This is a genomic window from Pseudomonas sp. RIT-PI-o (assembly GCF_001297215.1).
Lineage (GTDB): Bacteria > Pseudomonadota > Gammaproteobacteria > Pseudomonadales > Pseudomonadaceae > Aquipseudomonas > Aquipseudomonas moraviensis_A.
Genome location: NZ_LHPA01000021.1, coordinates 408,174 through 433,323 on the forward strand (window position 1 = coordinate 408,174; position 25,150 = coordinate 433,323).

At 61.3% G+C, this 25,150-nt stretch carries 23 protein-coding genes; 13 read left to right on the forward strand and 10 right to left on the reverse strand.

Features of this window, described 5'->3' with window-relative positions; genetic code table 11:
• Together AEQ63_RS12885 and AEQ63_RS12890 are read left to right on the forward strand one after the other, a co-directional pair.
• Window positions 1-813 carry a gamma-carboxygeranoyl-CoA hydratase gene (locus AEQ63_RS12885; RefSeq protein ID WP_064363651.1) on the forward strand — a complete coding sequence of 271 codons (813 nt, stop codon included), beginning with the start codon at window positions 1-3 and terminating at the stop codon, window positions 811-813.
• Window positions 813-2,762: an acetyl/propionyl/methylcrotonyl-CoA carboxylase subunit alpha gene (locus AEQ63_RS12890; protein ID WP_064363652.1), complete on the forward strand. Its 1,950-nt coding sequence runs from the start codon at window positions 813-815 to the stop codon at window positions 2,760-2,762. Before AEQ63_RS12885 ends, AEQ63_RS12890 begins: the two co-directional genes overlap by 1 nt.
• A gap of 42 nt (window positions 2,763-2,804) precedes the next feature.
• On the opposite strand, the gene AEQ63_RS12895 is transcribed toward AEQ63_RS12890, so the two are convergent.
• A complete protein-coding gene (locus AEQ63_RS12895) occupies window positions 2,805-3,461 on the reverse strand; it encodes a LexA family protein (RefSeq protein ID WP_042609184.1) in 657 nt (218 codons plus the stop codon).
• 130 nt (window positions 3,462-3,591) lie between these two features.
• Here AEQ63_RS12895 and AEQ63_RS12900 point away from each other — a divergent pair, with 130 nt between their 5' ends.
• The gene (locus tag AEQ63_RS12900) at window positions 3,592-3,990 is read left to right on the forward strand and encodes a DUF6124 family protein (protein ID WP_064363700.1); all 399 of its coding nucleotides are present in this window, start codon (window positions 3,592-3,594) and stop codon (window positions 3,988-3,990) included.
• A gap of 104 nt (window positions 3,991-4,094) precedes the next feature.
• Here AEQ63_RS12900 and AEQ63_RS28105 read toward each other — a convergent pair whose 3' ends face one another.
• Window positions 4,095-4,313: a hypothetical protein gene (locus AEQ63_RS28105; RefSeq protein ID WP_152972353.1), complete on the reverse strand. Its 219-nt coding sequence runs from the start codon at window positions 4,311-4,313 to the stop codon at window positions 4,095-4,097.
• Window positions 4,314-4,410: 97 nt separating this feature from the next.
• On the opposite strand from AEQ63_RS28105, the gene AEQ63_RS12905 reads away from it, so the two are divergent.
• On the forward strand, window positions 4,411-5,562 hold the full coding sequence (locus AEQ63_RS12905) for a M14 family metallopeptidase (RefSeq protein ID WP_064363653.1): 1,152 nt from the start codon (window positions 4,411-4,413) through the stop codon (window positions 5,560-5,562).
• Window positions 5,563-5,619: 57 nt separating this feature from the next.
• Here the strand turns inward: AEQ63_RS12905 and AEQ63_RS12910 are convergent, their stop codons facing one another.
• Together AEQ63_RS12910 and AEQ63_RS12915 are read right to left on the reverse strand one after the other, a co-directional pair.
• Complete coding sequence (locus tag AEQ63_RS12910) at window positions 5,620-6,165, reverse strand: cytochrome b (protein ID WP_042609182.1); 546 nt, start codon at window positions 6,163-6,165, stop codon at window positions 5,620-5,622.
• Entirely contained in the window at window positions 6,162-7,268 is a 1,107-nt protein-coding gene (locus AEQ63_RS12915; protein WP_064363654.1) for a catalase family peroxidase, read from the reverse strand. Before AEQ63_RS12915 ends, AEQ63_RS12910 begins: the two co-directional genes overlap by 4 nt.
• Window positions 7,269-7,424: 156 nt before the next feature.
• Between AEQ63_RS12915 and AEQ63_RS12920 the strand changes: the two genes are divergently transcribed.
• From AEQ63_RS12920 to AEQ63_RS12935, 4 genes are all read left to right on the forward strand, one after another.
• Entirely contained in the window at window positions 7,425-7,931 is a 507-nt protein-coding gene (locus AEQ63_RS12920; protein WP_016775320.1) for an RNA polymerase sigma factor, read from the forward strand.
• Window positions 7,928-8,683, forward strand: a complete 756-nt coding sequence (locus tag AEQ63_RS12925; RefSeq protein ID WP_064363655.1) for an anti-sigma factor family protein — start codon at window positions 7,928-7,930, stop codon at window positions 8,681-8,683. The genes AEQ63_RS12920 and AEQ63_RS12925 overlap by 4 nt, the downstream gene beginning before the upstream one ends.
• Before the next feature lie 208 nt (window positions 8,684-8,891).
• Entirely contained in the window at window positions 8,892-10,022 is a 1,131-nt protein-coding gene (zapE, locus tag AEQ63_RS12930) for a cell division protein ZapE (RefSeq protein WP_064363656.1), read from the forward strand.
• Window positions 10,023-10,236: 214 nt separating this feature from the next.
• Window positions 10,237-11,550, forward strand: coding sequence for a leucine-rich repeat-containing protein kinase family protein (locus AEQ63_RS12935; protein WP_064363657.1), 1,314 nt, complete (start codon window positions 10,237-10,239; stop codon window positions 11,548-11,550).
• Window positions 11,551-11,676: 126 nt separating this feature from the next.
• Here AEQ63_RS12935 and AEQ63_RS12940 read toward each other — a convergent pair whose 3' ends face one another.
• Window positions 11,677-12,381, reverse strand: a complete 705-nt coding sequence (locus AEQ63_RS12940) for a YebC/PmpR family DNA-binding transcriptional regulator (protein WP_064363658.1) — start codon at window positions 12,379-12,381, stop codon at window positions 11,677-11,679.
• A 221-nt stretch (window positions 12,382-12,602) separates the two neighbouring features.
• Here AEQ63_RS12940 and AEQ63_RS12945 point away from each other — a divergent pair, with 221 nt between their 5' ends.
• Window positions 12,603-13,997: a type VI secretion system Vgr family protein gene (locus AEQ63_RS12945; protein WP_064363659.1), complete on the forward strand. Its 1,395-nt coding sequence runs from the start codon at window positions 12,603-12,605 to the stop codon at window positions 13,995-13,997.
• Between the two features lie 102 nt (window positions 13,998-14,099).
• On the opposite strand, the gene AEQ63_RS12950 is transcribed toward AEQ63_RS12945, so the two are convergent.
• Window positions 14,100-14,960 carry a LysR substrate-binding domain-containing protein gene (locus AEQ63_RS12950; protein ID WP_064363660.1) on the reverse strand — a complete coding sequence of 287 codons (861 nt, stop codon included), beginning with the start codon at window positions 14,958-14,960 and terminating at the stop codon, window positions 14,100-14,102.
• Between the two features lie 111 nt (window positions 14,961-15,071).
• Between AEQ63_RS12950 and AEQ63_RS12955 the strand changes: the two genes are divergently transcribed.
• Window positions 15,072-16,202 (forward strand): 2-aminoethylphosphonate--pyruvate transaminase, encoded by a 1,131-nt coding sequence (locus tag AEQ63_RS12955; protein ID WP_064363661.1) that lies wholly within the window; start codon window positions 15,072-15,074, stop codon window positions 16,200-16,202.
• A 120-nt stretch (window positions 16,203-16,322) separates the two neighbouring features.
• Window positions 16,323-17,150 (forward strand): phosphonoacetaldehyde hydrolase, encoded by an 828-nt coding sequence (gene phnX / locus AEQ63_RS12960; RefSeq protein WP_042609174.1) that lies wholly within the window; start codon window positions 16,323-16,325, stop codon window positions 17,148-17,150.
• Window positions 17,151-17,240: 90 nt separating this feature from the next.
• Here phnX and AEQ63_RS12965 read toward each other — a convergent pair whose 3' ends face one another.
• From AEQ63_RS12965 to AEQ63_RS12975, 3 genes are all read right to left on the reverse strand, one after another.
• Entirely contained in the window at window positions 17,241-17,582 is a 342-nt protein-coding gene (locus AEQ63_RS12965; protein WP_064363662.1) for a hypothetical protein, read from the reverse strand.
• Window positions 17,583-18,256: 674 nt separating this feature from the next.
• Complete coding sequence (locus AEQ63_RS12970) at window positions 18,257-19,183, reverse strand: 1-aminocyclopropane-1-carboxylate deaminase/D-cysteine desulfhydrase (protein WP_042609172.1); 927 nt, start codon at window positions 19,181-19,183, stop codon at window positions 18,257-18,259.
• 125 nt (window positions 19,184-19,308) lie between these two features.
• Window positions 19,309-21,348 carry an NADPH-dependent 2,4-dienoyl-CoA reductase gene (locus AEQ63_RS12975; protein ID WP_064363663.1) on the reverse strand — a complete coding sequence of 680 codons (2,040 nt, stop codon included), beginning with the start codon at window positions 21,346-21,348 and terminating at the stop codon, window positions 19,309-19,311.
• A gap of 207 nt (window positions 21,349-21,555) precedes the next feature.
• Between AEQ63_RS12975 and AEQ63_RS12980 the strand changes: the two genes are divergently transcribed.
• Both AEQ63_RS12980 and AEQ63_RS12985 read left to right on the forward strand, forming a co-directional pair.
• Complete coding sequence (locus tag AEQ63_RS12980) at window positions 21,556-22,686, forward strand: nitrilase-related carbon-nitrogen hydrolase (RefSeq protein WP_064363664.1); 1,131 nt, start codon at window positions 21,556-21,558, stop codon at window positions 22,684-22,686.
• Window positions 22,687-22,689: 3 nt separating this feature from the next.
• The gene (locus tag AEQ63_RS12985; protein ID WP_064363665.1) at window positions 22,690-23,730 is read left to right on the forward strand and encodes an AraC family transcriptional regulator; all 1,041 of its coding nucleotides are present in this window, start codon (window positions 22,690-22,692) and stop codon (window positions 23,728-23,730) included.
• A 382-nt stretch (window positions 23,731-24,112) separates the two neighbouring features.
• On the opposite strand, the gene AEQ63_RS12990 is transcribed toward AEQ63_RS12985, so the two are convergent.
• On the reverse strand, window positions 24,113-24,979 hold the full coding sequence (locus tag AEQ63_RS12990; protein WP_064363666.1) for a DUF2242 domain-containing protein: 867 nt from the start codon (window positions 24,977-24,979) through the stop codon (window positions 24,113-24,115).
• Window positions 24,980-25,150: the final 171 nt, after the last annotated feature.

Consider the following 25,150-nt stretch of genomic DNA (forward strand, 5'->3'; position numbering starts at 1 on the left):
ATGAGCGACTTCAATACCCTCGAACTGCAAACCGACCCGCGCGGCTTCGCGACGCTGTGGCTCAACCGCGCCGAGAAAAACAACGCCTTCAACGCCGAGATGATCCGCGAACTGATCCTCGCCCTCGACAAGGTGGCCAGCGATTCGAGCCTGCGTTTTCTGCTGCTGCGCGGGCGCGGCAAGCACTTCAGTGCCGGCGCCGACCTGGCCTGGATGCAGCAGTCGGCGGAGCTCGATTACCACACCAACCTCGACGACGCCCGCGAACTGGCCGAGCTGATGTACAACCTCGCCAAACTGAAAATCCCCACCCTCGCCGTGGTTCAGGGCGCGGCGTTCGGTGGCGCGCTGGGCCTGATCAGTTGCTGCGACATGGCGATTGGCGCCGATGATGCGCAGTTCTGCCTGTCGGAAGTGCGCATCGGCCTGGCGCCGGCGGTGATCAGCCCGTTTGTAGTGCAGGCGATCGGTGAGCGAGCGGCGCGGCGTTACGCGCTGACCGCCGAGCGCTTCGGCGGACAGCGGGCGCGGGAGATCGGCTTGTTGTCTGAAAGCTGTCCTGCCGCTGAACTGGAGCAGCAGATCGAGCAGTGGATCGACAATCTGTTGCTCAACAGCCCCGCCGCCATGCGTGCCAGCAAGGACTTGCTGCGTGAAGTCGGCAACGGCGCGCTGACCCCGGCCCTGCGCCGCTACACGGAAAATGCCATCGCGCGGATTCGCGTCAGCGCCGAAGGCCAGGAAGGCTTGCGCGCCTTTCTGCAAAAACGCCCGCCGAGCTGGCAAGCCGCATCCACCAAGGAGTCGCGTTGATGAGCGCACCTGTGATTACCACCCTATTGGTGGCCAACCGCGGCGAAATCGCCTGCCGGGTCATGCGCACCGCCAAGGCCCTCGGCCTGACTACGGTCGCTGTGCACAGCGCCACCGACCGCGATGCGCGGCACAGCCGTGAAGCCGATATCCGCGTCGATCTGGGCGGCAGCAAGGCCGCTGACAGTTATCTGCAAATCGACAAATTGATCGCTGCTGCCAAGGCCAGCGGCGCCGAGGCGATTCATCCCGGCTACGGCTTTCTCTCGGAAAACGCCGGATTCGCCCGCGCCATCGAAGCTGCCGGCCTGATCTTTCTCGGCCCGCCTGCCTCTGCCATCGATGCGATGGGCAGTAAATCCGCCGCCAAAGCGCTGATGGAAAAGGCCGGCGTGCCTTTGGTGCCGGGCTATCACGGCGAGGCGCAGGACCTCGACACCTTCCGTGAAGCCTGCGAACGCATCGGTTATCCGGTGCTGCTCAAGGCCACGGCCGGTGGCGGCGGTAAAGGCATGAAAGTCGTGGAGGACGTCAGCCAATTGGCCGAAGCCCTCGCCTCGGCTCAGCGGGAAGCGCAGTCCTCGTTCGGCGACTCGCGAATGCTGGTCGAGAAATATCTGCTGAAGCCGCGTCATGTGGAGATTCAGGTGTTCGCCGATCAGCACGGCAACTGCCTGTATCTCAATGAGCGCGATTGCTCGATCCAGCGGCGGCATCAGAAAGTCGTCGAAGAAGCCCCGGCGCCGGGCCTGACGCCGGAATTGCGCCGGGCCATGGGCGAAGCGGCGGTGCGTTCGGCACAGGCAATCGGTTATGTCGGCGCTGGCACCGTGGAGTTTCTGCTGGATGCGCGCGGCGAGTTTTTCTTCATGGAAATGAACACGCGCCTGCAGGTCGAGCACCCGGTGACCGAAGCGATTACCGGGCTCGATCTGGTCGCCTGGCAGATTCGCGTCGCCCGGGGTGAAGCGCTGCCGATGACCCAGGCGCTGGTGCCGCTCAACGGTCATGCGATTGAAGTGCGCTTGTATGCCGAGGATCCGGCGAATGATTTTCTGCCGGCCACCGGGCGTCTGGATCTGTACCGCGAATCGGCACAGGGTCCGGGGCGGCGAGTGGACAGCGGGGTCGAGGAAGGTGACGAGATTTCGCCGTTCTACGACCCGATGCTCGGCAAACTGATTGCCTGGGGTGAAGATCGCGAACAGGCGCGCCTGCGTCTGCTGAGCATGCTCGATGAGTTTGCGATTGGCGGACTGAAGACCAACATCAACTTCCTGCGCCGGATCATCGCGCATCCGGCGTTTGCCGCGGCAGAACTGGATACCGGGTTCATTCCGCGTTATCAGGAGCAGTTGCTGCCAGCGCCAGGTACGTTGAGCGATGAGTTCTGGCAAGCGGCGGCGCAGGCTTTCGCGCAGAGTCTGCCAGCACGTAAGCGGACGGATGATCCCGCCTCGCCGTGGTCTTGCGGCAGTGGTTTGCGGGCAGGCTTGCCGGCGGAAATCACTTTGCATTTAAGTTGCGAGGGACAGGATCGTGCGCTGACATTGGCAGCTGCGGCCCACGTCAGACTGTTGGGCGAAGCGCTGGCGGTCGAGCATGACGGCGTGCGCCGCACGTTGCGGGCAATTCGTCAGGGCGATTCGTTGTATCTGCAGTGGGAGGGAGAGCTGCGACGCATCGAGGCCCATGATCCGATCAGTGCCGTTGAGGCCAGCCACAGCCATCAGGGCGGTCTGACCGCACCAATGAACGGCAGCATCGTGCGCGTGCTGGTCGAGGTCGGGCAAGCGGTCGAGGCCGGGGCGCAACTGGTGGTGCTCGAAGCCATGAAGATGGAACACAGCATTCGTGCGCCACAGGCGGGCGTGGTCAAAGCGCTGTATTGCCAGGAAGGCGATATGGTCAGCGAAGGCAGCGCTTTGGTTGAACTGGAACAAGTGTGAAATTGCAGGATCGATCCGGGCCTTGAGCGAGGATCGATCCGGTCAGAAACGCGCCGTCGCCTGAACCACCACGCCGACAATCCGGCATTCATCGGTGAACAGCGCTTTCGGCCAAGTCGGATTGAGCGGCACCAGGTAACGCTGGCCGCCCTGTTCGTCGAGTTTGCGGAAAATCGCTTCTTCGCTGTCCGGCCACTGGGCAATCACCAGTTTTCCAGGCACCGCCTCCAACTCCGGGTCGACCAGAATCAGCATGCCCTCGGCAATGCTCTGGCCGCTGGGCGCGGTCATCGAATCCCCCGTCACGGTCAGCCAGAACGCCGCACCGCGAGCGTGGTAATCCGTAAGTTCAAAGCGCTGCTTCGCCGATGCGCCGGCGTAGCTCGCCGAATCGTCGCGCACCTCACAGGGCGCGTGCCAGTCACGAACCGGGTAGCGGAAGTACGGGTTGTACTTCTGCGCCAGCGGCATTTCATCCTCCGGCGTCGGCTGCGGTTCGCGGATCACCAGAACGACTTCGAGGAAATCCATTCCCAGCGCTTTGAGCACACGGTTCATTTCGGTAACACCGGGTTCGCGACGCTTGTTCAGCCAATGACCGATCCCGCCCTGGGACATGCCGACGCGCTCTCCGAGCTCTGTTTGAGTGACTTTGAGTTCACTCATCTTGGCCTTGACCAACTCAATCCATTTATCCATGTGCCGCACCTTACGCGGACGTCTTCGACCGGCAAAACACATATTGTAGTATTTAAATTCTGGTCACAAATACAGGCGGTACTATCCTAGGTAAACGGACTTTCAATCGAACATGGAGTGCCTTCTCATGATGAACATCAGCAGCAAAGACCTGCCCGATCTGCAAATCGACACCAGCTTCACTTCGCCCCAAGGCACCGCCGCCGCACAACGCGCGCTGGACTACTACTTGAAACCGGCAATTTCAGAACCTGAGACGGAAGAACGGTTCTTCGATGTCAAAGGCCATCTCAGCGGCGAGGAAGCGCTGGTGCATGCCTCGGACCTGTTGCGATGCGCAGCCGCCACGGCCTTCAAGGCCGCAGAAAACCTGCAGGGCACGAATCGCGACCTGGCCTTCTCGGTGGTGCACATGGTGGATATGGCGCGGGCGATGGTCGATCACTCGATCGACAACGATGAAGTCATAGCAAACAAGGTACGGACGGACAGGAAAGAATTTCCCCATCGCGCAGATAAAAACATTTGACTTGCAAATGATAATGATTATTATTGCAAGCAGCTGGTCGCGAGATCAGTCGATAGACCAGAGACCTTAGGTCGGTCTTCTGGACTATCTCCTCATCAGGCTAATCACGGTTTTTGACCCGGCTTTTTGCCGGGTCTTTTTTTGCCCGTTTTTCGGGCTTGTGTCTTCAGGCTAATGAAGTCTTTGAGTGTTGCAAATTCGATGGCGCGGATAATATCAAAAGAATATTGATTGGCAAGCCGAGCCCGGCCACATTGGCCAAAACTAACGGCAATCAGCACTTGAGAATCAATCGCATAGCCTCTAAGCTGCTGGCGCGTCACGGAGGACGCCCCCCGCCAGCACCCTGCAATTCCTCTCGGTTTCACCCCAGCCTGCGTGTAAAGTACCGGTCATAAAAATCCTGCTCAGGAAGCGACTATGACCGTGGCCAAATCTTCGTTCGACATCAGCGCCAATTTTGACAGCGGCAACATCCAAGTCATCGACATCAGCAACCCTCTCAATCCGGTTCTGGCGATCCGCCCGGACACCCGCAGCCCTCATTTCCAGTGGTTCCACTTCAAGGCCAGCGGCCTGCACGTTCATCAGGAACACTGGTTTCGCCTGGTCAACGCCAGCCAATCGACCTACAGCAAAGGCTGGCCGGGCTATCAAGCGGTGGCGTCGTATGATCACGTCAACTGGTTCCGCATTCCCACCAGCTTCGAAGGCGACAGCCTGCGCTTCTGCCTCGAAGCCGAACAGACCCACGCCTGGTTCGCCTACTTCGAACCCTACAGCCGCGGCCGCCACGATTGGTTGATCGAGCAGGCGCAGAGCAAGGCTGGCACCGAATTGCTGGCGACCGGCAAAAGCGTCGAAGGCCGCGATATTCAGCTGCTGCGCAAGGGCAGCGGCGCCGAAGGCCAGCGCAAGATCTGGATCATCGCCCAGCAGCATCCGGGCGAACACATGGCTGAATGGTTCATGGAAGGCGTGATCGAGCGTCTGGAACGACAGGACGATCCGGTACTGAACAAACTGCTGGCCGGCGCCGATCTGTATCTGGTGCCGAACATGAATCCGGACGGCGCCTTCCACGGGCACCTGCGCACCAACGCGATGGGTCAGGATTTGAACCGCGCCTGGCAGAACGCCAGTCAGGACATCAGCCCGGAAGTGCTATTCGTTCAGCAGCAGATGGAAAAGTACGGCGTCGATGCGTTTATCGACGTACACGGCGACGAAACCATCCCCCACGTCTTCACCGCCGGCTGCGAAGGCAACCCTGGCTTTACGCCGCGCATCGAAAAGCTGGAAGAGCATTTCCGCAACCATTTGAAGCACACCACCAAAGACTTCCAGACCACCTACGGCTACACCCGCGACGAACCGGGCCAGGCCAACATGACATTGGCCTGCAACAGCGTCGGACAGAAATATGACTGCCTGTCGCAGACTCTGGAGATGCCGTTCAAGGACCATGACGACCACCCGGACAAGATCACCGGCTGGTCGGGCAAGCGTTCGAAGCAATTGGGCAAGGACGTGCTGACCACTCTCGCCGACATGGTCGATATCCTGCGCTGATCCCCGGCGTCAGGAACAAAAGATCGCAGCCCGCCTGCGATCTTTTGCTTTGCCGACTCAGCCGCGATCGCGCCCGTGCAACATGCTGTCGAGCACTTCGTCACGACGCACCCAGCCATGAAACAGCGCCGCCGCCAAGTGCAGCAGCACCGTCAGAAACAGCAGATACGCCAGATAGCCATGGGACTTGCGCAACAGCGCGAACAGTTGCGCATCCGCCGGCACAATCGACGGCAGATGCAGCGACGCTGTGAGCATCACTGGCTCGCCCGATGCACTGATCATCGCCCACCCGAGCAGCGGCAACACCAGCATCAACGCGTACAGCAAGACGTGGGAAGCCCTGGCTGCCAGCACCTGCCAGCCCGGCAGATCATCCGGCAACGGCGGTTGACGTGTGGTGAAGCGCACCACCAGGCGCACAATCACCAGCGCCAGAATCGCGATGCCCAGCGGCTTGTGCAGATGAATCAGCCATTCATGGCGAGACGACACCGAAGTGACCATGCCCGCGCCGATAAACAGCATGGCGATGATCATCAGCGCCATCAGCCAATGGAGCAAACGCGCCAGCAATACGAAATGAGTCGGGTGCTTGCTCATGGGCGAGCCTCCTGTCTGGCGGCGGGCAATTGGCTGACTTCGCTGGTGCGACGCAGGTAGGAATCGGCGTAACCGGCCGAGCGCGCGGCGAGCAATGGGTCTTCCGAGCCTTGAATCCCGGCTGGCAGCACCAGCGGGTCGTAGTTGATATCGCGGCACTCGCCACTCAGCTGCGGCTGGGTTTTCTCCAGCACCAAAGTCCCGGCGTTCAGCACTTTGCGATCTGTGGGCCAGGACTTGCTGGCATCGTTGACCGGGTCGTCAGCGTTGGCCAGGGTGATGTTCAGCTGGAAGCGCAAGGGTGCTGCTGCCAGGCGTTGCACCAGATCCTTCTCGAGAAAATCCGCGCCTTCAGGGGCCGTGGCCCCCGCCGCGTCCTGCGCGAGCGGCGTCATGCTCCAGCGCACCGCCTGTTTCTTGCCGTTGCCATCGACCAGATAGAACGCATTGATGCTGTTATAGGTTTCGGTGGCGTAGCTGGCCGAGGGCTTGGCGGTCTTCACCCAAGTCAAAAACGGCACGGCTTCCGGATGTGCGGCGAAGAACGCCGGTACCTTGGTCGGGTCGGGCTTGCCGGTGGCCGGATCCGGCGACTGCGCTTGCTGCAATTGATAGAACGCCTCGGGGTTGCCGATCGGGAACACCGGCATGCTGTTCATGCCGGTGCGCCACTGCTGGCCGTCCGCCTGAGTGAAACGCAGCGCCAGGCTGCGGATCGGCACGGCGCTGTCCGGCGCATAGGGATTGCCGGCGGGCAAGGCAAAGCGCCCGACCACCGGCGTCTGCGGCAGGTTGAACACCTGCGCAGTGGAATACGCCCGCGCCTCACCGCTGCTCTCGAAATGGCCAATCACGCAGACACCTTTGGCGTGGTTGCGACGAAAACCGGGATGCACGCCGTTGTTCTTTTCCAGCACATCGACCAACGCCTTTGGCGTCAGGCGTTGTGGGTCGAGGTTGCCGTGCACGTAGGCAAACGTCCCGGCCACGGCGGCGACAATCACGGCAATGCCGCCCAGACGGAAAACCAGGCTCGCAGCGCTCAGTGGCTGGCGCGGCGGCCTGCCGGGCGGTGCAGCGTTGGGGGATGAGCGATCAACCATGAATATCTCCAGGCCATCGGCCACAAGTGGAAAGAGTCAGCAAGACGCACCCCGTCAGGGTTTATTCCACGGCGCCGTATTTATTTTTGCGCACGGGGAATAACCTGCGCTGACGGGCGTCTTCCTAGTCCACAGCGTAGCGACCAGCAGAAATTCATGAGCGAATTCGACGAACAGTTGAGAGAAATCATTCCCAGATTGCGCCGCTTCGCCGTGTCGTTGACGCGCAACAGCAGCAGCGCTGACGATCTGGTCCAGGCCAGCCTCGAGCGGGCGCTGTCGGCGTGGGGCGAAAAACGCGCCGAAGGCGACTTGCGCGCCTGGCTGTTTGCGATCCTCTATCGGCAATTTCTCGATGCCCACCGTCGCTCGCGGCGCTATGCGCGCATGCTCGAATTTTTCACCGGTCGCGACGATGCCGAGCCGTCGGTGGAACGCACAGTGATCGCCCAATCGACCCTGCAAGCCTTCGAACGCCTGCCCACCGAACAACGCGCCCTGCTGCTGATGGTGTCGGTGGAGGGCCTGTCCTATAAAGAGGTCGCCGAGATCCTCGGCGCCCCGATCGGCACCGTGATGTCGCGCCTGTCCCGCGCCCGCCAGGCCTTGCGCCAACTCAGCGACGGCGAAATCAGCAGCCCTTCCCTGCGGATACTCAAATGATCAGCCTCCCTCCCAATGAGCGTGACTTGCACGCCTACGTCGATCACCAGCTCAGCGACGCCGACCGGCGCATGCTCGAGACCTGGTTGGCCAGCCACCCTGAAGAAGCGGCGCAGGTTCGTGCCTGGCAACGCGATGCCCAGCAGTTGCGCGCGGCGCTCAGTGGTGCGTTGCAGCAGCCGAGTAATCCGGCGCTGGATCCGACGATGATTCGCCAGCGTCGCCGCGAGCAGTCACGTGGTCATCTGGCCCGCGCAGCGGTGTTGCTGATTGCCGTGAGCATTGGCGGTTTCAGTGGCTGGCAGGCACGGGAAATGACCCTGGTGCGTCCTGCGCAATTGCCGATGACCGACGCGTTGCAAGCCTACCGCCTGATTGCCCAGCAAGGCGTGCTGCCCGCCGATTACAAGGTCGACAGCGGCGGCGACATGCAGCGTTGGCTCGACCGTTACTTCAGCGGCGCCGGGCGCTTGCCCGATCTCAGGGCGGCCGGGTTCGAGCCGGTCAGCGGGCGCTTGCTCAGCACCGATGAGGGCCCGGCGGCGATGGTGATGTATGAGGATGGCAGCGGCCACAAGGTGAGTTTCTACCTGCGTCCGCCGGGGCCGAAAAACACTCTGCTGCCGCGCGGTTCGCGCAGCGATGGCGATCTGCAGGCCGATTACTGGTCCGGGCCCGGCTACAACTATGCAGTGGTCAGCCCGACGGACTCGCCGGCGGCGCAATTGCTCAAGCAATCACCACCGCTCTGAAATACGCCCATTGTAGGAGCTGACGAGTGCAACGAGGCTGCGATCTGTTGGCGGCAACCCAAGATCAAAAGATCGCAGCCTCGTTGCACTCGTCAGCTCCTACATTCGGAACCGTGCATATTTCATGGAGCCAACGCTGGAGGTCTGGTTACACTTGGACCACCGCGCTCCTGCTGGAGCCGGCCAATCCATCAGGAGCCTGTGCCGCGTGCCCGCCCGAACGCCGAAACGATCACGACTGAGCCAACGCTGGCCGTTGCTGCGCCGCCTGTTCGGCAAAGGCCTGCCCGCCAGCGCCGGGCACGATGCCAATGCCGCGATCATCCGCGATTACTTTCGCGACAAGGCCCACAGTCAGGGCTACACCCTCAGCCGCAGTCAGCAGCACGTCATTGATTGCATGGCGCAACAGGCCAGCGTGCTGTTGGGCGACAGCGGACTCACACCACCCAGTCTGTATCTGTACGGCGCGGTCGGGCGCGGCAAGAGCTGGCTGCTCGACGGCTTCTTCCAGGCACTGCCGATCACCCGTAAACGTCGCCTGCATTTCCATCAGTTCTTCGCCCGACTGCATGACGGCATGTTCCGTCATCGCCAGCAGGAAGACGCGCTGGAAATCACCCTGGACGAGCTGCTGGAAGATTGTCAGGCGCTGTGTTTCGACGAGTTTCACGTGCATGACATCGGCGACGCGATGCTCATCACGCGCCTGTTCAAGGCGCTGTTCAAACGGCGGATCATGCTGTTGGTCACGTCCAACTATGCGCCGGAGGGCCTGCTGCCCAATCCGCTGTATCACGCACGCTTCAAACCGGTGATCGAGCTGATCAACACGCGCATGCAGGTCATGGAAGTCGGCGGCGCCCACGATTACCGCACGCTCAACCGCCAGCACACGCATCAGGTGTTTACCCAAGGGCATTACGTGTGGCCGGCGACGTCAGAGCAGCGCCATGCCTTGAGCCTGCCGCCAGCCGATGCGCCTGCCATAGCGCTCGAGGTCGGCAAGCGCCAGCTTCAGGCGCGATTGTGCGAGGGCCGGCGCGTCGCTTTCACCTTCAATGACCTGTGCGAACAACCGACGGCAGTCATGGATTATCTGCAGCTCTGCCAGCGTTTCGACCAGTGGATCATCGATGACCTGCCACTGCTCGGGGACTGTCCGATCGCCGTGCAACAGCGCTTCATCAATCTGATCGACGTGCTTTACGATCAGGACAAACACCTGACCCTGCTCGGCCAACTGCCGCTGGGCCAGAGCCTGGAAGGCCACGCCATCGACCTGGCGCGCACGCGCAGCCGATTGGGGCAATTACAGGAAATCCACGAATCTGGCTGACACCCGGCCCCCTGTAGGAGTGAGCCTGCTCGCGATAGCGCTCTTTCAGATGCTGATGATGTGACTGATAACCCGTCTTCGCGAGCAGGCTCACTCCTACAATGACCGGGTGTGATTCCAGCATCCTGCCCCGTTCAACATCCGCTTTACCGCTATCATGTCGCCCATCCTCAGCGCCCCCGCGTCGCTCCACCGATCAATAGCGAAACCAAACATGCATACTCTTGCTCAACTGCGCGCCGGCGAGCTGTCTGGCATTAGCCGCCTCGATCTGTCTTGCGGACTCACCGAATTCCCCCGGGAAATTTTCCAACTGGCCGACACGCTGGAAGTGCTCAACCTCAGCGGCAATGCCTTGAGCACCCTGCCCGACGACCTGCACCGCCTGACACGCCTGCGCGTGCTGTTCTGCTCCGACAACCAGTTCAGCGAACTGCCGGCCTGCCTCGGCCAGTGCGCGGCGCTGACGATGGTCGGCTTCAAGGCCAATCGCATCGTCGATGTCCCCGGTGCCGCCCTGCCGCCGCAGCTGCGCTGGCTGATCCTCACCGATAACCGCATCGCAAGCCTGCCGAGCGAACTCGGTGAACGGCCCGCCCTGCAGAAACTGATGCTCGCTGGCAATCGCCTGCAATCGCTGCCGGAATCCCTGCGTCACTGCCATCGGCTGGAATTGATCCGCATTGCCGCCAACCAACTCGACGAGCTGCCACAGTGGCTGCTGACCTTGCCGAGCCTGACCTGGCTGGCCTACGCCGGCAATCCGCTGGAAACCGAAGCCGATGCCGCTGCCCTTGAGGCCACGCCGCTGATCGACTGGTCGGCGCTGCGCCTTGAGCAACAACTGGGCGAAGGCGCTTCCGGGGTGATTTCCCGGTCGATCTGGCAGCGCGACGATGGCACGACGCAGGCGGTTGCGGTGAAGTTGTACAAAGGCGAGATGACCAGCGACGGCTCACCGTTGCACGAGATGAATGCCTGCATCACCGCAGGCTTGCACCCGAACCTGATCCGCGTCGAAGGGCGCATCAGCGGTCATCCCGATCAGCAGCAGGGATTGGTGATGCAGCTGGTTGATCCGAGCTTCCGCAATCTGGCGGGTTTGCCGAGCCTGGCCTCATGCTCTCGGGACGTCTATGCCGAAGATTGCCGGTTCTCGGCCGACGTGGCCCTGCGCATCGCCAAGGGCATCGCTTCGGCGGCGGAGCATCTGCATCGACAAGGCATCACCCACGGCGACCTCTACGGTCACAACATTCTGTTGAACACTCAGGGCGATTGTCTGCTAGGGGATTTTGGCGCGGCGTCGTTTCATGCCACCACCGATGATGCGCAGACGCGGGCGTTGCAACGGCTGGAAGTGCGCGCGTTCGGCGTGTTGCTCGGGGAGTTGCTTGCGCGTGTCGACTCGGGGTTGAGTACAGAGCGGCGCTTGGCATTGGAAGCGCTGGAGCGGCGCTGCTGTCAGGCGGATGTCTTGGGACGCCCGGCATTCAGCGAAGTGATAGAACTTCTGCAAGATCACTGACGGAGACGAACACTGTGGCGAGGGAGCTTGCTCGCGCTGGATGGCGAAGCCGTCCCGAAAAAGCGACGACTGCAGCGCAGCCGAGCGGGAGCAAGCTCCCTCGCCACAGGTCAATACAGCAGCAGATCAGCCAGCCAGGCCGACAAACATGTCCTGCACATCATCATGGTTGTCGAGGCCTTCAAGGAACGCTTCGACTTCAGCCATCTGCTCGTCGCTCAACCCGCCGACCGGGTTCTTCGGCTGGTAGCCGAGCTTGGCCGACAGCACAGTGAAGCCTTGTTCCGGCAGGGCTTTCTGCACGGCATCAAGATCAGTCGGGTCGGTGAGGAACAGCGTCGCGCCCTCTTCGCCCGGCTCGAAATCCTGGGCGCCGGCTTCGATCGCGGCCATTTCCGGATCGGCGTCGGGGCTGTCCGGCGCGGCTTCGATCATGCCGACGTGGTTGAACATCCATGCCACCGAACCGGAAGCGCCCAACTGGCCCTTGCGGAACGCCACGCGGATTTCCGCGACGGTGCGGTTGATGTTGTCGGTCACGCATTCGACGATCAGCGGCACCTGATGCGGGGCAAAGCCTTCGTAGGTGACGCGATGGTATTGCACGGTTTCACCCAGCAGACCGGCGCCTTTCTTGATCGCGCGATCGAGGGTTTCTTTTGGCATCGAGGCTTTCTTCGCCTGTTCGACCACCAGACGCAGGTGTGCGTTGGTGGCGGTATCGGCGCCGTTGCGCGCAGCAATGGTGATTTCCTTCACCAGTTTGCCGAAGATTTTTCCTTTGGCGTTGGCTGCCGCTTCTTTGTGTTTAACCTTCCACTGTGCGCCCATTACTCACTCTCTTGATCTGTGGCGCCGAGACATCTATTGGCCGACGCGTGGCGGCAAGTTTATACGGCCTAAAGTCGGCAATCGACCAAAAAAACCGCTGACGGAATCGACATCTTCACCAAAGCGTGTAGGGGAATTCTGAAAAGCGCCTTTGACATGACCATTCAGCCCGACGGTTTCGTACCCTTGATTCCCCGTATCGCCTGACAGGGCTTGCTCGAATGCTCAATGACAAGGAAAGTCCGTTCACCCTTACCCTGACCGACAGTGGATTGCGCCTGCCGGTGGTGCGTTTTCGCGGCGAGGAAGCGCTGAACCAGCCCTACCGTTTCGACATCGAACTGCTCGGCCTGGCCCCGGCCATCGCTCCGGGATCCTTCCTGCACAGGCCAGCCTTTTTGCGGCTGAGTGAACAGCAGGGCTTCCACGGCACAATCTCCAGTGCCAGTTGCGAGCATCGCGGCACGCATCGGGTCGGCTATCGGCTGATTCTGGTGCCGTATCTGCAACAACTGGCGCAAGCGCAGCAACGACGCGTGTTCACCCACCTCAGCGCGCCGCAGATCATTCAACAACTACTCGAAGAACACGCCCTGCCAGCGCACAGCTACCGCATGGAAATGACCGTGGGCCACTACCCGGCCCGGGCGTTTTGCATTCAGTACGAAGAAACTGATCTGGCGCTGCTGCAACGGCTCTGCGAAGAAGAAGGCATCCACTATCACTTCGAACACGGGCCGGACGGACACGTCGTGGTGTTCGCCGACGACAGCCTGAGCCTGCCGCAGGAACCGGTCGAAATCCCCTTCAATGCCGAAGACCAACCGCCATCGCCCTGCGTAAGCGTTCTCTACCAACAGCATCGTGCGGCACCGGTGCCAATGCTGCATGCGGTGCGCAATCGCGGCCAGCCAGCCTGCAACGGCGAAGCGGCGAACGAAGTTTCCCCGCCGCTGCCGGTGCCAGCGCGCTCACTGGAGCGCCTGCACGCCGAACAACGCAGTCGTCGTCATCTGCAGCGACAACGCTGCCAACTGCGCTCCATTCACGGGCGCAGTGATTGCTGCTCTCTGCTCAGTGGCCGTTTGCTGCTGGTCGCAGATCACCCGATCAGTCATTTCAATGAACAGTGGCTGATCAGTGCCGTACGCCACCATGGGCAACACCCATCGATCCTTGATCCGGCGCCAAACGCTCATCGCTATCACAACGACTTTACCGCTCAGCCCTGGTCGAACGATTTTCGTCCGCCACTCAAACAGCCGCGTCCGAATGTGGCCGGTTATCACGTGGCGCGGGTGGCGGGTGCGCCGGGGCAGCCTGCGCAAGTGGACGAAAACGGCTGTCTCGCCGTGACCTTGTGGCCCGCAGACCATCAGCCCGGCAATGACAGTGCCGCCCTCTGGCTGCCGATCGCCATGAGCCGGCTGAACGGACCCGTCGCCGTCGATGAACTGCCAGGTGCCGGCAGCGAAGTGTGGGTCAGCTTTCTCGACAGCGATCCGGACCGACCGATCCTGTGCCTCGGTCACGCCCGCCAGCCACCGGCCCGGGAGTCAGAGCCCGCGCGTGACAGCCTGCTGCTCGACTGGCTGATCAACCGCGCCGAACACTAGAGCAAAGTCAAAGATCGCGGTCTTCGGCAGCTCCCACATTCATTGCGCCAAGCGCAGCACTCATGTGGGAGCAAGCCTGCTCGCGAAGAAGTCACCTCGGTTTCAGTCGGGCGCCAGATCAAAAAAGGCCTGGATCAAGCGCAACGCGCGTCGTCGCTCCATGCAGCCAAGCAGGTGTCGATTGACCAGCCCTTCCCCGGCAATGGGGATCGCCACCACGCGCGGGTCGTGGCTGACCTCCACCGATGACACCACACCGATACCCAACTGCGCCGCGACCGCTTCGGTCACCGCCTCGCGACTGTCCAATTCCAGCAACACTCGGGGATTGATCGACGCCTGCGCACACGCCTGATCGAAAGTGCGGCGGGTTATCGAACTCGGCTCGCGCAATACCATGATCACCTGATCCAGCTCCTTGAGTTTCACTTCCCCCGCGCGCGCTGCCCATTGATGCGCTGCCGGCACCAGCGCGCAGATCCGTGACTCGCTCAGTGCTTGCAGATGCAGGCCTTTGCGCGGCTCGACCTCGGTCAGCACCGCAACGTCGGCGTGCTCCGACAACAGCGCCGCCAGGGTTTCCTGGGCATTGCCCAGACGCAGGTTCACGGTGATCCCCGGGTAGCGCGCGCGCAGGCTCGCCAACATCGGCATGACCAGGTGCGGCCCGTCCGCCGCCACCTCCAGACGCCCCGTCAGCAGCTGCCGATTGGCTTCGAGCAGTGTCTGCGCTTCTTCTGCCAGGCCAAACATGGCCCGGGTGATCGCTGCCAGTCTGGTGCCCTCCTCGGTCAGCTCCACCCGTCGCGCGGTGCGCCGCAACAAGGTGATCTGGTAGTGCTCCTCCAGCGCCTTGATGTGCCCGGTGACTGCCGGCTGGCTGATGAACAACCGCGCAGCAGCGCGGGTGAAGCTGCCTTCGCGGGCCACTGCATCGAAAGCGCGCAGCTGAAACAGGTTCATGAATAACTCTCACTGATGGCTGGCATAACAACAAACAATTTGATTGATGAAGCGGCGAATTGCAACGTACGCCCCATAACTTCATCCCAGCGTTTTCCCGAGGACACACGAATGAGCACCGCCGCACCGATTCTTCTCACTCCCGGGCCGTTGACCACTTCGGCCCGCACCCGTCAGGCCATGATGGTCGACTGGGGTTCGTGGGATGATCGCTTCAACCAGTTGACCGCCAGCCTCTGCGAGCAATTGCTGGGCATACTCAGCGGCGCCGCCAGTCATCATTGCGTGCCGTTACAGGGCAGCGGCACGTTTGCCGTCGAAGCGGCGATCGGCACGCTGGTGCCGCGCGATGGACAAGTACTGGTGCTGATCAACGGCGCCTACGGCAAGCGTCTGGCGAAGATCTGCGAAGTGCTCGGCCGCTCGTTCAGCACCTTCGAAACCGCCGAAGACGAACCGACCACCGCCGCCGACGTCGACCGACTGCTGCGCGCCGACGCCAACATCACTCACGTAGCGCTGATTCACTGCGAAACCAGTACCGGCATTCTCAATCCGCTGGCGGAAATCGCTGAGGTCGTTGCGCGACACGGCAAACGTCTGATCATCGACGCCATGAGTTCCTTCGGCGCGTTGCCCGTGGATGCGCAGAAAGTGCCGTTCGATGCACTGATCGCCGCCTCTGGCAAATGCCTGGAAGGCGTACCGGGGATGGGCTTTGTCATTGCCCGCAAGGAATCTCTGGCCGCCGCCGCTGGCAACTCCCACTCGCTGGCGATGGACCTGTCCGACCAGCACGTCTACATGATGAAAACCGGCCAATGGCGCTTCACCCCGCCGACCCACGTGGTCGCCGCGCTGCACGAAGCCTTGTTGCAATACAGCGAAGAAGGCGGCCTGCCGGCGCGGCATGCGCGCTATGCAGCCAACTGTCAGGCGCTGATGGCAGAGATGAACAAAATCGGTTTGCGCAGCTTTCTGCCAGCGGCAGTTCAGGCGCCGATCATCGTCACTTTCCATGCGCCGAAGGACCCGCGTTATCGCTTCAAGGACTTCTACGAACGGGTCAAGGCCAAGGGTTACATCCTCTACCCCGGCAAGCTGACCCAGGTCGACACCTTCCGCGTCGGCTGCATCGGCCACGTCACCCCGGACGACATGCGCCAAGCGGTGGCAGCCGTGGCTGAAGTGCTGCGGGAGATGGAAGTGCTCGACATAAATCCCACCACAAATCCCCTGTAGGAGTGAGCCTGCTCGCGATGAGGCCCTGTCAGTCGACGAAGATGTTGAATGATCAACCGCTATCGCGAGCAGGCTCCCTCCTGCATTTGAATCGTATTGCCAAATCAGGAATTGATTGCCATGAACTACACCAATCCAACCAGCCTGCAAGCCGCGATTCTCGACTGGGCCGGCACCGTGGTCGATTTCGGCTCGTTTGCGCCGACGCAGATTTTCGTCGAAGCCTTCGCCGAGTTCGACGTGCGGGTGTCGATCGAAGAAGCCCGCGGGCCAATGGGCATGGGCAAGTGGGACCACATCCGCACCCTGTGCGACCAGCCGCAGGTGGCCGAGCGTTATCGCAAGGTGTTCGGCCGCACGCCGACCGATGACGACGTCACCGCCATCTACAACCGCTTCATGCCGCTGCAGATCGAGAAGATCGCCGAGCACTCGGCACTGATTCCCGGCGCGCTGGACACCATCGCCCAACTGCGCGAGCAAGGGATCAGGATCGGTTCCTGCTCCGGCTACCCGAAAGCGGTCATGGATAAAGTCGTCGAACTGGCCGCCAGCAACGGCTATGTCGCCGACCACGTCGTCGCCACCGACGAAGTACCAAACGGTCGCCCATGGCCGGCGCAAGCGTTGGCCAACGTGATCGCCCTGGGCATCGACGATGTGGCAGCCTGCGTGAAGATCGACGACACCGTGCCGGGCATTCTCGAAGGTCGCCGGGCCGGCATGTGGACGGTTGCGCTGATTTGCTCGGGCAACGCGCTGGGTCTGGACTACGAGGCTTTCCGCGCGCTGGGTAGCGACGAACTGACCAGCGAACGCACGCGCATTCATGCACTGTTCGAAAGCTCGCGCCCGCATTACATGATCGACACCATCAGTGATTTGCCGCAAGTGATTGCCGACATCAACAAGCGTCTGGCCAATGGTGAGATGCCGCAAAACGCCTGACGCTGAAAAACCAGAACACCGCTGATCAATAACGATCAGCGGTGTTTTTTTTTGCGCGGTCCTGGAATCAGGCCAGTGCCAGGTAATTACTTACGCCGACACCAGATTGCTCTCTGCGTCGTATGCAAGGCCGTCGGGATGTTTAACACTACCGTCCGGCAACTGTTCAGTTCCATCTTCCCAGACAATACGGCCATCAGGATATTCAACAGTGTTATCCGGCCAGACGATACGCCCGTCCGGATACTCTACACGGCCGTCCTCATATTGAATGATGCCGTCGGGACGTTTGATGGATGTGTTATCGACATCCACCACGCTACCATCCGATAGTGTGGTGGAACCATCAGCATTGACGGTCGCGCCGATAGTTTGAATCAGCGTTATCAGGGCCACCGGATCAACATTAACATTGATGGTCGGCCATGGCATTGGCGGCCGCTTGTTGTCGACGGGCGTGGTCGGCGCTACTGGCTTGGTTGCCACTGGCTTGGGTGGCGCTACGGGCCTGGTCGGTGCAACCGGTTTAGTTGGCGCAGGTTTGGGTGGCGCTACAGGTTTGCTCGGTGCAACCGGTTTGGTTGGCACAGGCTTGCTCGGTGCAACCGGTTTGGTTGGTGCAGGCTTGCCCGGTGCTACCGGTTTGGTTGGCGCAGGTTTGCTCGGTGCCGGTGCCGGTGGTTTGGCTGGCACAACCGGCCTGGTCGGTACGACTGGTTTTGGCGCAGTGGTAGAGGGGCGAGGCTTCGGGGTCGGACTTTTCATATTCATACTCAAATTAAAAAATAGACATTAAATCTTTAACAATCAACTAAAGACTCGACCAGACAATAATCAACCAAAACCAACTATTCAAACCAAAACAAAACACAAGATATAAACAACATAAAGTTACGCCAGATATAAAAACACATAACAGGTTACTTCCAACTAACTGGCAAATTAAAACCGGGTAGCACGCAGTTATCCTGACTGCAAAACATCTCACCTTGCAGGCATAAATATTCCGGCGAATTCACAGTTAACTGAGTAGCGTAAGGACGGTGTTCGATGAGATGGTGCGCAATAACACCTTGCTGCAAAGAATGCCCAAGCGCGGCTGAGCTTCACGGCGTCGCGGCAATCCCGCGCCGCCCTTGCAGGCCACCGGTGTGGACGAAAATCAGACGAGTACCGGCGGCGAATCCGCCCGACTCGACATGCCGCTTGAGCGCCAGCACGGCCTTGCCGGTGTACAGCGGTTCCAAAGGAATGCCGGTGGCCTGCTCGGTCTGTTCGATGAAGTTCAGCAACGCCTCATCAACCTTGGCGAAGCCGCCACGGCTGGCATCGATCAGCCGATAGTCCGCCGCAGGCCCGTTGGCGTGCGCAAGAATCGATTCGATATTCGGCGCCACGCCGTGATCATCCGGCACCGCCAGCGCGCCATACACTGAGCGCTTGCCTTTCTCGGCGATTGCCAGCCCGGCCAGTGTCGTGCCCGTGCCACAGGCCAGCCACCAGGCGTCGAAATCATTCCATCCCAGCCTGGGCAATTGTTCATCGACCTGCTGCCTGATCGCCGCGCACCCCAAGGCACCGGCCAGTCCGCCACCGCCCTCGGGCACCGCCTGCAACGTTGGATACTGAGTCTGCCAGGGCGTCCAGAATCCCGGCTCGTGCCGGGCGCGGTAGCCGGCGTAACCCAGCCAGTGCAACTGCATGCCGAACGCTTGCAGATCCTCCACCGTCGGCGTGTCCTGCGGGTGCCCACGCAGCAGCCCTACAGTTTTGAATCCCAGCCGCCTGCCCGCCGCCGCCAGCGCGTGCAGGTGATTGGAATGCGCACCGCCGAGGCTGATGATGCCGTCGGCACCGGCGCGCTCGGCGGCTTTGAGGTGTTCGGCGAGTTTGAACCACTTGTTGCCACTGATCAGCGGGTCGATCTGATCGAGGCGCAGGATCGCGACTTCGATGTCGGCGCTTGCCAGCCAGTCCAGATGGAGGGGTTCGAGGGGAGCTTGGGGTAGCCAATTGGCGGGAGGCAGAAGCATGGGCACAGCACAATCTGGAAAAGACGACATATTAGTAGGAGCTGCCGCAGGCTGCGATCTCTTGATCTTGCTTTCGAACACAAGATCAACAGATCGCAGCCTGCGGCAGCTCCTACAAAATGTGTTTACAGCTCAGCGGCCAGGCGCGACCCCTGATTGATCGCCCGCTTGGCATCCAGCTCCGCCGCCACATCCGCGCCACCGATCAAGTGCACATTCTGTCCGGCTTCGACCAGGCCATCGTGCAACTCACGCAACGGATCCTGCCCGGCGCAGATCACGATGTTGTCCACCGCCAGCAATTGCGGCTCGCCGGTTTCGCCGATGCGGATATGCAAGCCCTGGTCATCGATGCTCAGGTACTCAACGCTGTTGAGCATCTGTACCTGTTTGTTCTTCAGACCGGTGCGATGAATCCAGCCAGTGGTTTTGCCCAGACCGTCGCCGACCTTGGTTTTCTTGCGCTGCAACAGGAACACCTCACGGGCCGGCGCATGGGGTGCCGCTTTAATCCCCGCCACACCACCACGGGCTTGCAGTTGCGTGTCGATGCCCCACTCTTTCCAGAACGCCGCGCGATCCAGACTGGTGGCCACGCCTTGATGGACGAGGAATTCCGACACGTCAAAACCGATTCCGCCCGCACCGATCACCGCGACCCGCTTGCCGACCGGCTTGCGCTCGAGGATTACGTCCAGATAACTCAGTACCTTGGGATTCTCGACACCCGGAATCGCTGGCACGCGCGGGGCAATACCGGTGGCGAGAATGATTTCGTCGTAGCCACCTTCAACCAGTTTCGTCACGTCGACGCGGGTGTTCAGGCACACCTCGACATTTGTCGTCTGCAACTTGCGCTTGAAATAGCGCAGGGTCTCGAAAAACTCTTCCTTGCCCGGCACGCGCTTGGCGATGTTGAACTGGCCACCGATCTCACTGGCCGAATCGAACAGCGTTACCTGATGACCGCGCTCGGCGGCCACGGTGGCGGCGGACAACCCGGCAGGGCCGGCACCGACCACGGCGATTTTCTTGATCTGCTGCACCGGCAGGTAATTGAGTTCGGTCTCGTGGCAGGCGCGCGGGTTGACCAGGCAACTGGTGAGCTTGCCGCCAAAGGTGTGGTCCAGGCACGCCTGGTTGCAGCCGATGCAGGTGTTGATTTCGTCGGCGCGGCCTTCGGCAGCCTTGTTGACGAACTCCGGGTCGGCGAGGAACGGCCGCGCCATCGAGACCATATCGGCATCGCCTTCGGCAAGAATCTGCTCGGCGATTTCCGGGGTATTGATGCGGTTGGTGGTGATCAGCGGAATGCTCACCGAGCCGCGCAACTTGGCCGTGACTTTGCTGAATGCCGCGCGCGGGACTTTGGTGGCGATGGTCGGAATCCGCGCTTCGTGCCAGCCGATGCCAGTGTTGATGATGGTCGCACCGGCCTGCTCGATGGCTTTGGCCAGGGTGACGATCTCGTCCCAGGTGCTGCCGCCCTCGACCAGATCGAGCATCGACAGACGGAAAATAATGATGAAGTTCGGTCCCACCGCTTCGCGCACACGGCGGACGATTTCCACCGGCAGGCGCATGCGGTTTTCGTAGCTGCCACCCCAGCGGTCGGTGCGGTGGTTGGTGTGGGCGGCGAGGAACTGGTTAATGAAATAACCTTCCGACCCCATTATCTCGACGCCGTCGTATTCGGCGGACTGCGCCAGCACCGAACAGGTGACGAAATCGCTGATCTGCTTCTCGATGCCCTCCTCGTCCAGCTCTTTGGGCTTGAACGGGTTGATCGGCGCCTGGATCGCGCTCGGCGCTACCTGCTTCGGGCTGTAGGCATAACGGCCGGCGTGGAGAATCTGCATGCAGATCTTGCCGCCGGCCTCATGCACAGCGCGGGTGACGATGCGGTGCTTGAGCGCCTCTTCTTCGCTGGTCAGTTTCGCCGCGCCAGAGTACACGCCGCCTTCATCATTCGGGCCGATGCCGCCCGTGACCATCAGGCCTACGCCGCCCCGGGCACGTTCAGCGAAGTACGCCGCCATGCGTTCGAAGCCACCCGGTTTTTCTTCCAGGCCAGTGTGCATCGAGCCCATCAGGGTGCGGTTGCGCAGCGTGGTGAATCCCAGGTCCAGCGGGGCCAGCAGATGCGGGTAATGAGCGGCGGTCATCGGTAACTCCACAACGAGCGATCACGGAAAGTTGCGGGAGCTCTGCGTCCCCCGTCAGTCATGTTCGACAGACTAAGAGGCGCACCGCTGTCACTCAATGACCGTAACTGACAAGTTATTGATCCAAATGCGCAGGGCCCCTTGGCAATCCGGGCCATGGGCCCTACCCTAGGCGCCACACTCTGTACCCGGCTGTTGTTGGTTTTCATGCGCAAACTTCTGTATCTGTTTTTCTCCATGGCCCTCGTTGCCGCTTTGACCACCTACGCCATGTGGGCGGCGGACCGGCCGGCGGGCCATTACCTGTCGGATCTGCGCATCAAGCTTGCTGTCGATCAGGGCACACCCGCCGATCGCGGCAACCTCCTGGGCATTCAGCCCGAACTGTTTCCCACCGATTATCAAAGCTCCGCACGCCTGCACCGCAAGCTCGCGGCTTATCTTCAGCAAGCCCGCGATCAAGGCTTGCTCAATGAGAAAACCGTGGTGGTCTTGCCCGAGCATGTCGGCACCTGGCTGATGATCAGCGGCGAGAAAGACGAGCTGTACCAGGCGCCGACCCTGGCTGAGGCGATGAACTGGCTGGCGGCGAGCAATCCGTTGCTGTTCGCCCGCGCCTGGCTGAGTGCAAAGGGCGAGCAACGTCTGGACGACGCGCACCTGCGGATGAAATCGAAGGCCATGGCCAAGGATTATCAGGCGCTGTTCGGGGGCCTGGCCAAGGAGTTTCAGGTCACACTGGTGGCCGGCTCCATCGTGCTGCCGGAGCCAAGCATTCGCGACGGTCAGCTCAAGCCCGGTAGCGGCGCCCTGTTCAACAGCAGCGTGGTCTTCGGCCGCGACGGCGTGCCGCTGGGCCAGCCGCAACGGCAGATGCACCCGATCTTCGATCAGCAAGGCGTGATCAAGGCCGAGGACAAACACGCCATCCAGGTCGTCGACACACCGGCCGGACGCTTGGGCATCCTGATCGGCAGTGACAGCTGGTATCCCGCCAACTACCGCACCCTCGATGAACAAGGCGCGCAACTGGTGGCCGTACCAGCGCAGGTCATTGGCCAGGGTGCCTGGGACAAACCATGGCGGGGCTACAAAGGTTCGAGCACGCCAGGGTCGGTCAGCCTCAAGCCCGGCGACCTCAGTGAAGGCCAGGCCTGGCATCGACTGACCCTCACCGCACAACCGCCGAGCAGCCGCGCGATTGCCGGCGTCAGTGTGTTCATGCGCGGGCAGTTCTGGGACAAGCCGAGCACCGGCAGGAGCTTTCTCAGCAGCAACGGCCAGCAGTTCGCCGATGGCGAAACCCGTGGCGCGCGTTTGCTGAACGTCTGGCTGTAAATCATGAAGCCGCAGCCGATGCGTCTCGGGGATCTATCGGTAGGCTTCGTGCACAGCCTGGCTGATGCCGTGCGCAGCCACGACGCCGACCCGCTGCCGTTATTGGAGCAATACGGTCTCGATGCCGCGCGACTGGCCGAGGCAGGAGCGCGTTTATCAATTCCGCGCTACATGCGCCTTGGCCATGCCGCCATCCAGCTGACGGGCGACCCGGCCCTGGGCCTGCGCATGGGCCGGATGATTCGCTTGAATCAGGCAGGTCTGGCCGGCATCACCGCCGCGCAGGCGCCCACCGTACGCGAAGCGGCCCGCTGCCTGACCCGCTTTGAACCGCTTTACGGTTCCAATTACCGCGGGCAATCCAGTTTCCATGAAGACGCCAATGGCGCCTGGCTGCGTTTCTACTCGATCAGCCCGTACAACGCCTATAACCGCTTCGTGGTCGATTCGATCCTCGCCGGCTGGCTGCACCAATTGTCGGGGCTTTGCGGCCAATCGTTGCGCGCCGAAAGGATCGAAATCGAGTTCGAAGCGCCGGACTACCGCGACGCGTACACCGTGCTCGGCGACTGCCCGATCCAGTTCAGCGCCGAACGCAATCAATTGCGCCTGAGCTTGAGCAGCCTCGCCCTGCGCAACCCCGAGCATTGTCCGAGCACCTGGCGACATCTACTGCAACTGTGTGAGCGGGAACTGGAGCAATTGACCCGCACCCGCAGCCTGCGCGAGCGCATCACCCAATTGCTCGGCCCGCTGCTCAATGGCGGCCGCGAACCGGACCTTGAAGAAGTCGCCGCACGCTTGAAACTGCCCACCTGGACACTGCGCCGCAAGCTTGCCGAAGAAGGCACGCAGTTCCGCGCAATCCTCAACGACACACGCCGCGACCTGGCGATGACCTATATCCGCGACACCGAACTGGCGTTCGGTGAAATCGCCTACCTGCTGGGCTTCGCCTCAGCCGAAGCTTTCCAGCGCGCATTCAAACGCTGGAGCGGCCACACGCCCGGCGAATCCCGACGCAATTATCGCTCGGGAGCTTGAAGCTCAGAGCTCCGTTGCATCGTCAGCCGGCTCTGGTTGATCCAGTTCAAAGGCCTGGTATTCGAGCAGTTCTTCCTGATACTCATCCATCGTATAAATCCCCCAAACCGCTCGCTGTGAAATGGCTGATCAATCGACCTGTGCCCCGAGCATAAAGTGCCCGTGTGAAGGAAAAGTGAAACGCGACCTTCATGAATAAAACGTAGCAGGTGGTTGGAGATTTATCGCGGCGATGGTGTGGCAGCTATGTAACGAGATCTTAAGCCAACCCAAAACAATGTAGGAGTGAGCCTGCTCGCGATAGCGGTGTATCAGTCATTGATGAAGTGACTGATAAACCGTCATCGCGAGCAGGCTCACTCCTACAGTTTGAAACGCGGGGTTATTGGCCCGACGCAGGCATCGCCGGGATCGGCTCGGACGGCGGTGGAATATCCGGGTTGGTCGGTGGCGTGATGGTTTCGCTGGCCGGCGCAGGCTCTTGCGCGGGCGCCGGTGCAGGCGTGATCGGCGTCGACTCAGCTGGCGGCACCATTGGCTCGGAGCTCACTGGCGCGGTTTCAACCGGGGCCGGAGCCGGTTCCGCAGCTGGCGCAGGCGCAGGCGCCGGTTCCGCTGCAGGTGCTGGCACCAATGGCGCAGCAGCGGGTGCAGGCGTCGCCTTGGGCTCTGGCACGCCGAGATCGGTTTTCGGTTTTTCTTCGATGTGCGCAGCCTTCTTCGCATCGGCGGGGAGGGACTGCTCCACCAGGGGGAAGAAACGCTCGTAGAACTTCTGCGCAGTGACCGTCTCGCTGGCGACCTTGACCATCGAGTCGTCTGAAGAACCGATCGGCATCGATACCGAGCCCAACACGCCAACACCGAGGCTGGCCGAGTTGTTGGTCTTCTTCAGCGCGTAACGGTCCTGCAGGGCGTTGGCGAACACCGTAGCGTGATGCCCGGCGCTGCCGTCTTCGGCACAGACCACGTTGAAGCTGATCTCCAGGTGCGTCTCGCCGGTCTGCTGGAAACTCTTGTGACCGCTGACCAGCTTCGGATCACTGCTGGTAATGATGTAGCCCTGACTGAGCAACGCACGCCGCGCCGCTTCGCAACTGGCGGTATCGGTCACCGGGTAATTGCGCGAAAAGGTGCCGGAGTCATCGAAGTTCTCATGCTCATAGATCGGCTTGTCCTTCGAACAACCGGCCACCGCAGTCAACAAAAGCGCCAGCCCGACAACACGCATGGGAGTGGAAATCAACATTGAACATCCTGAGGGAAAACAGTCCGGGGCGTATTGTGCAACAGATCGCCGCCCCATGGCGCATGGAATAGTGTCAAGAATCGGTTACAACTCTACCGGTCATGGCCGCAAGGAAAAAGCCGCGACGACAAATGATCTGCCAGCGCGCGCAATCCGCCGTGGCCCGGCGAC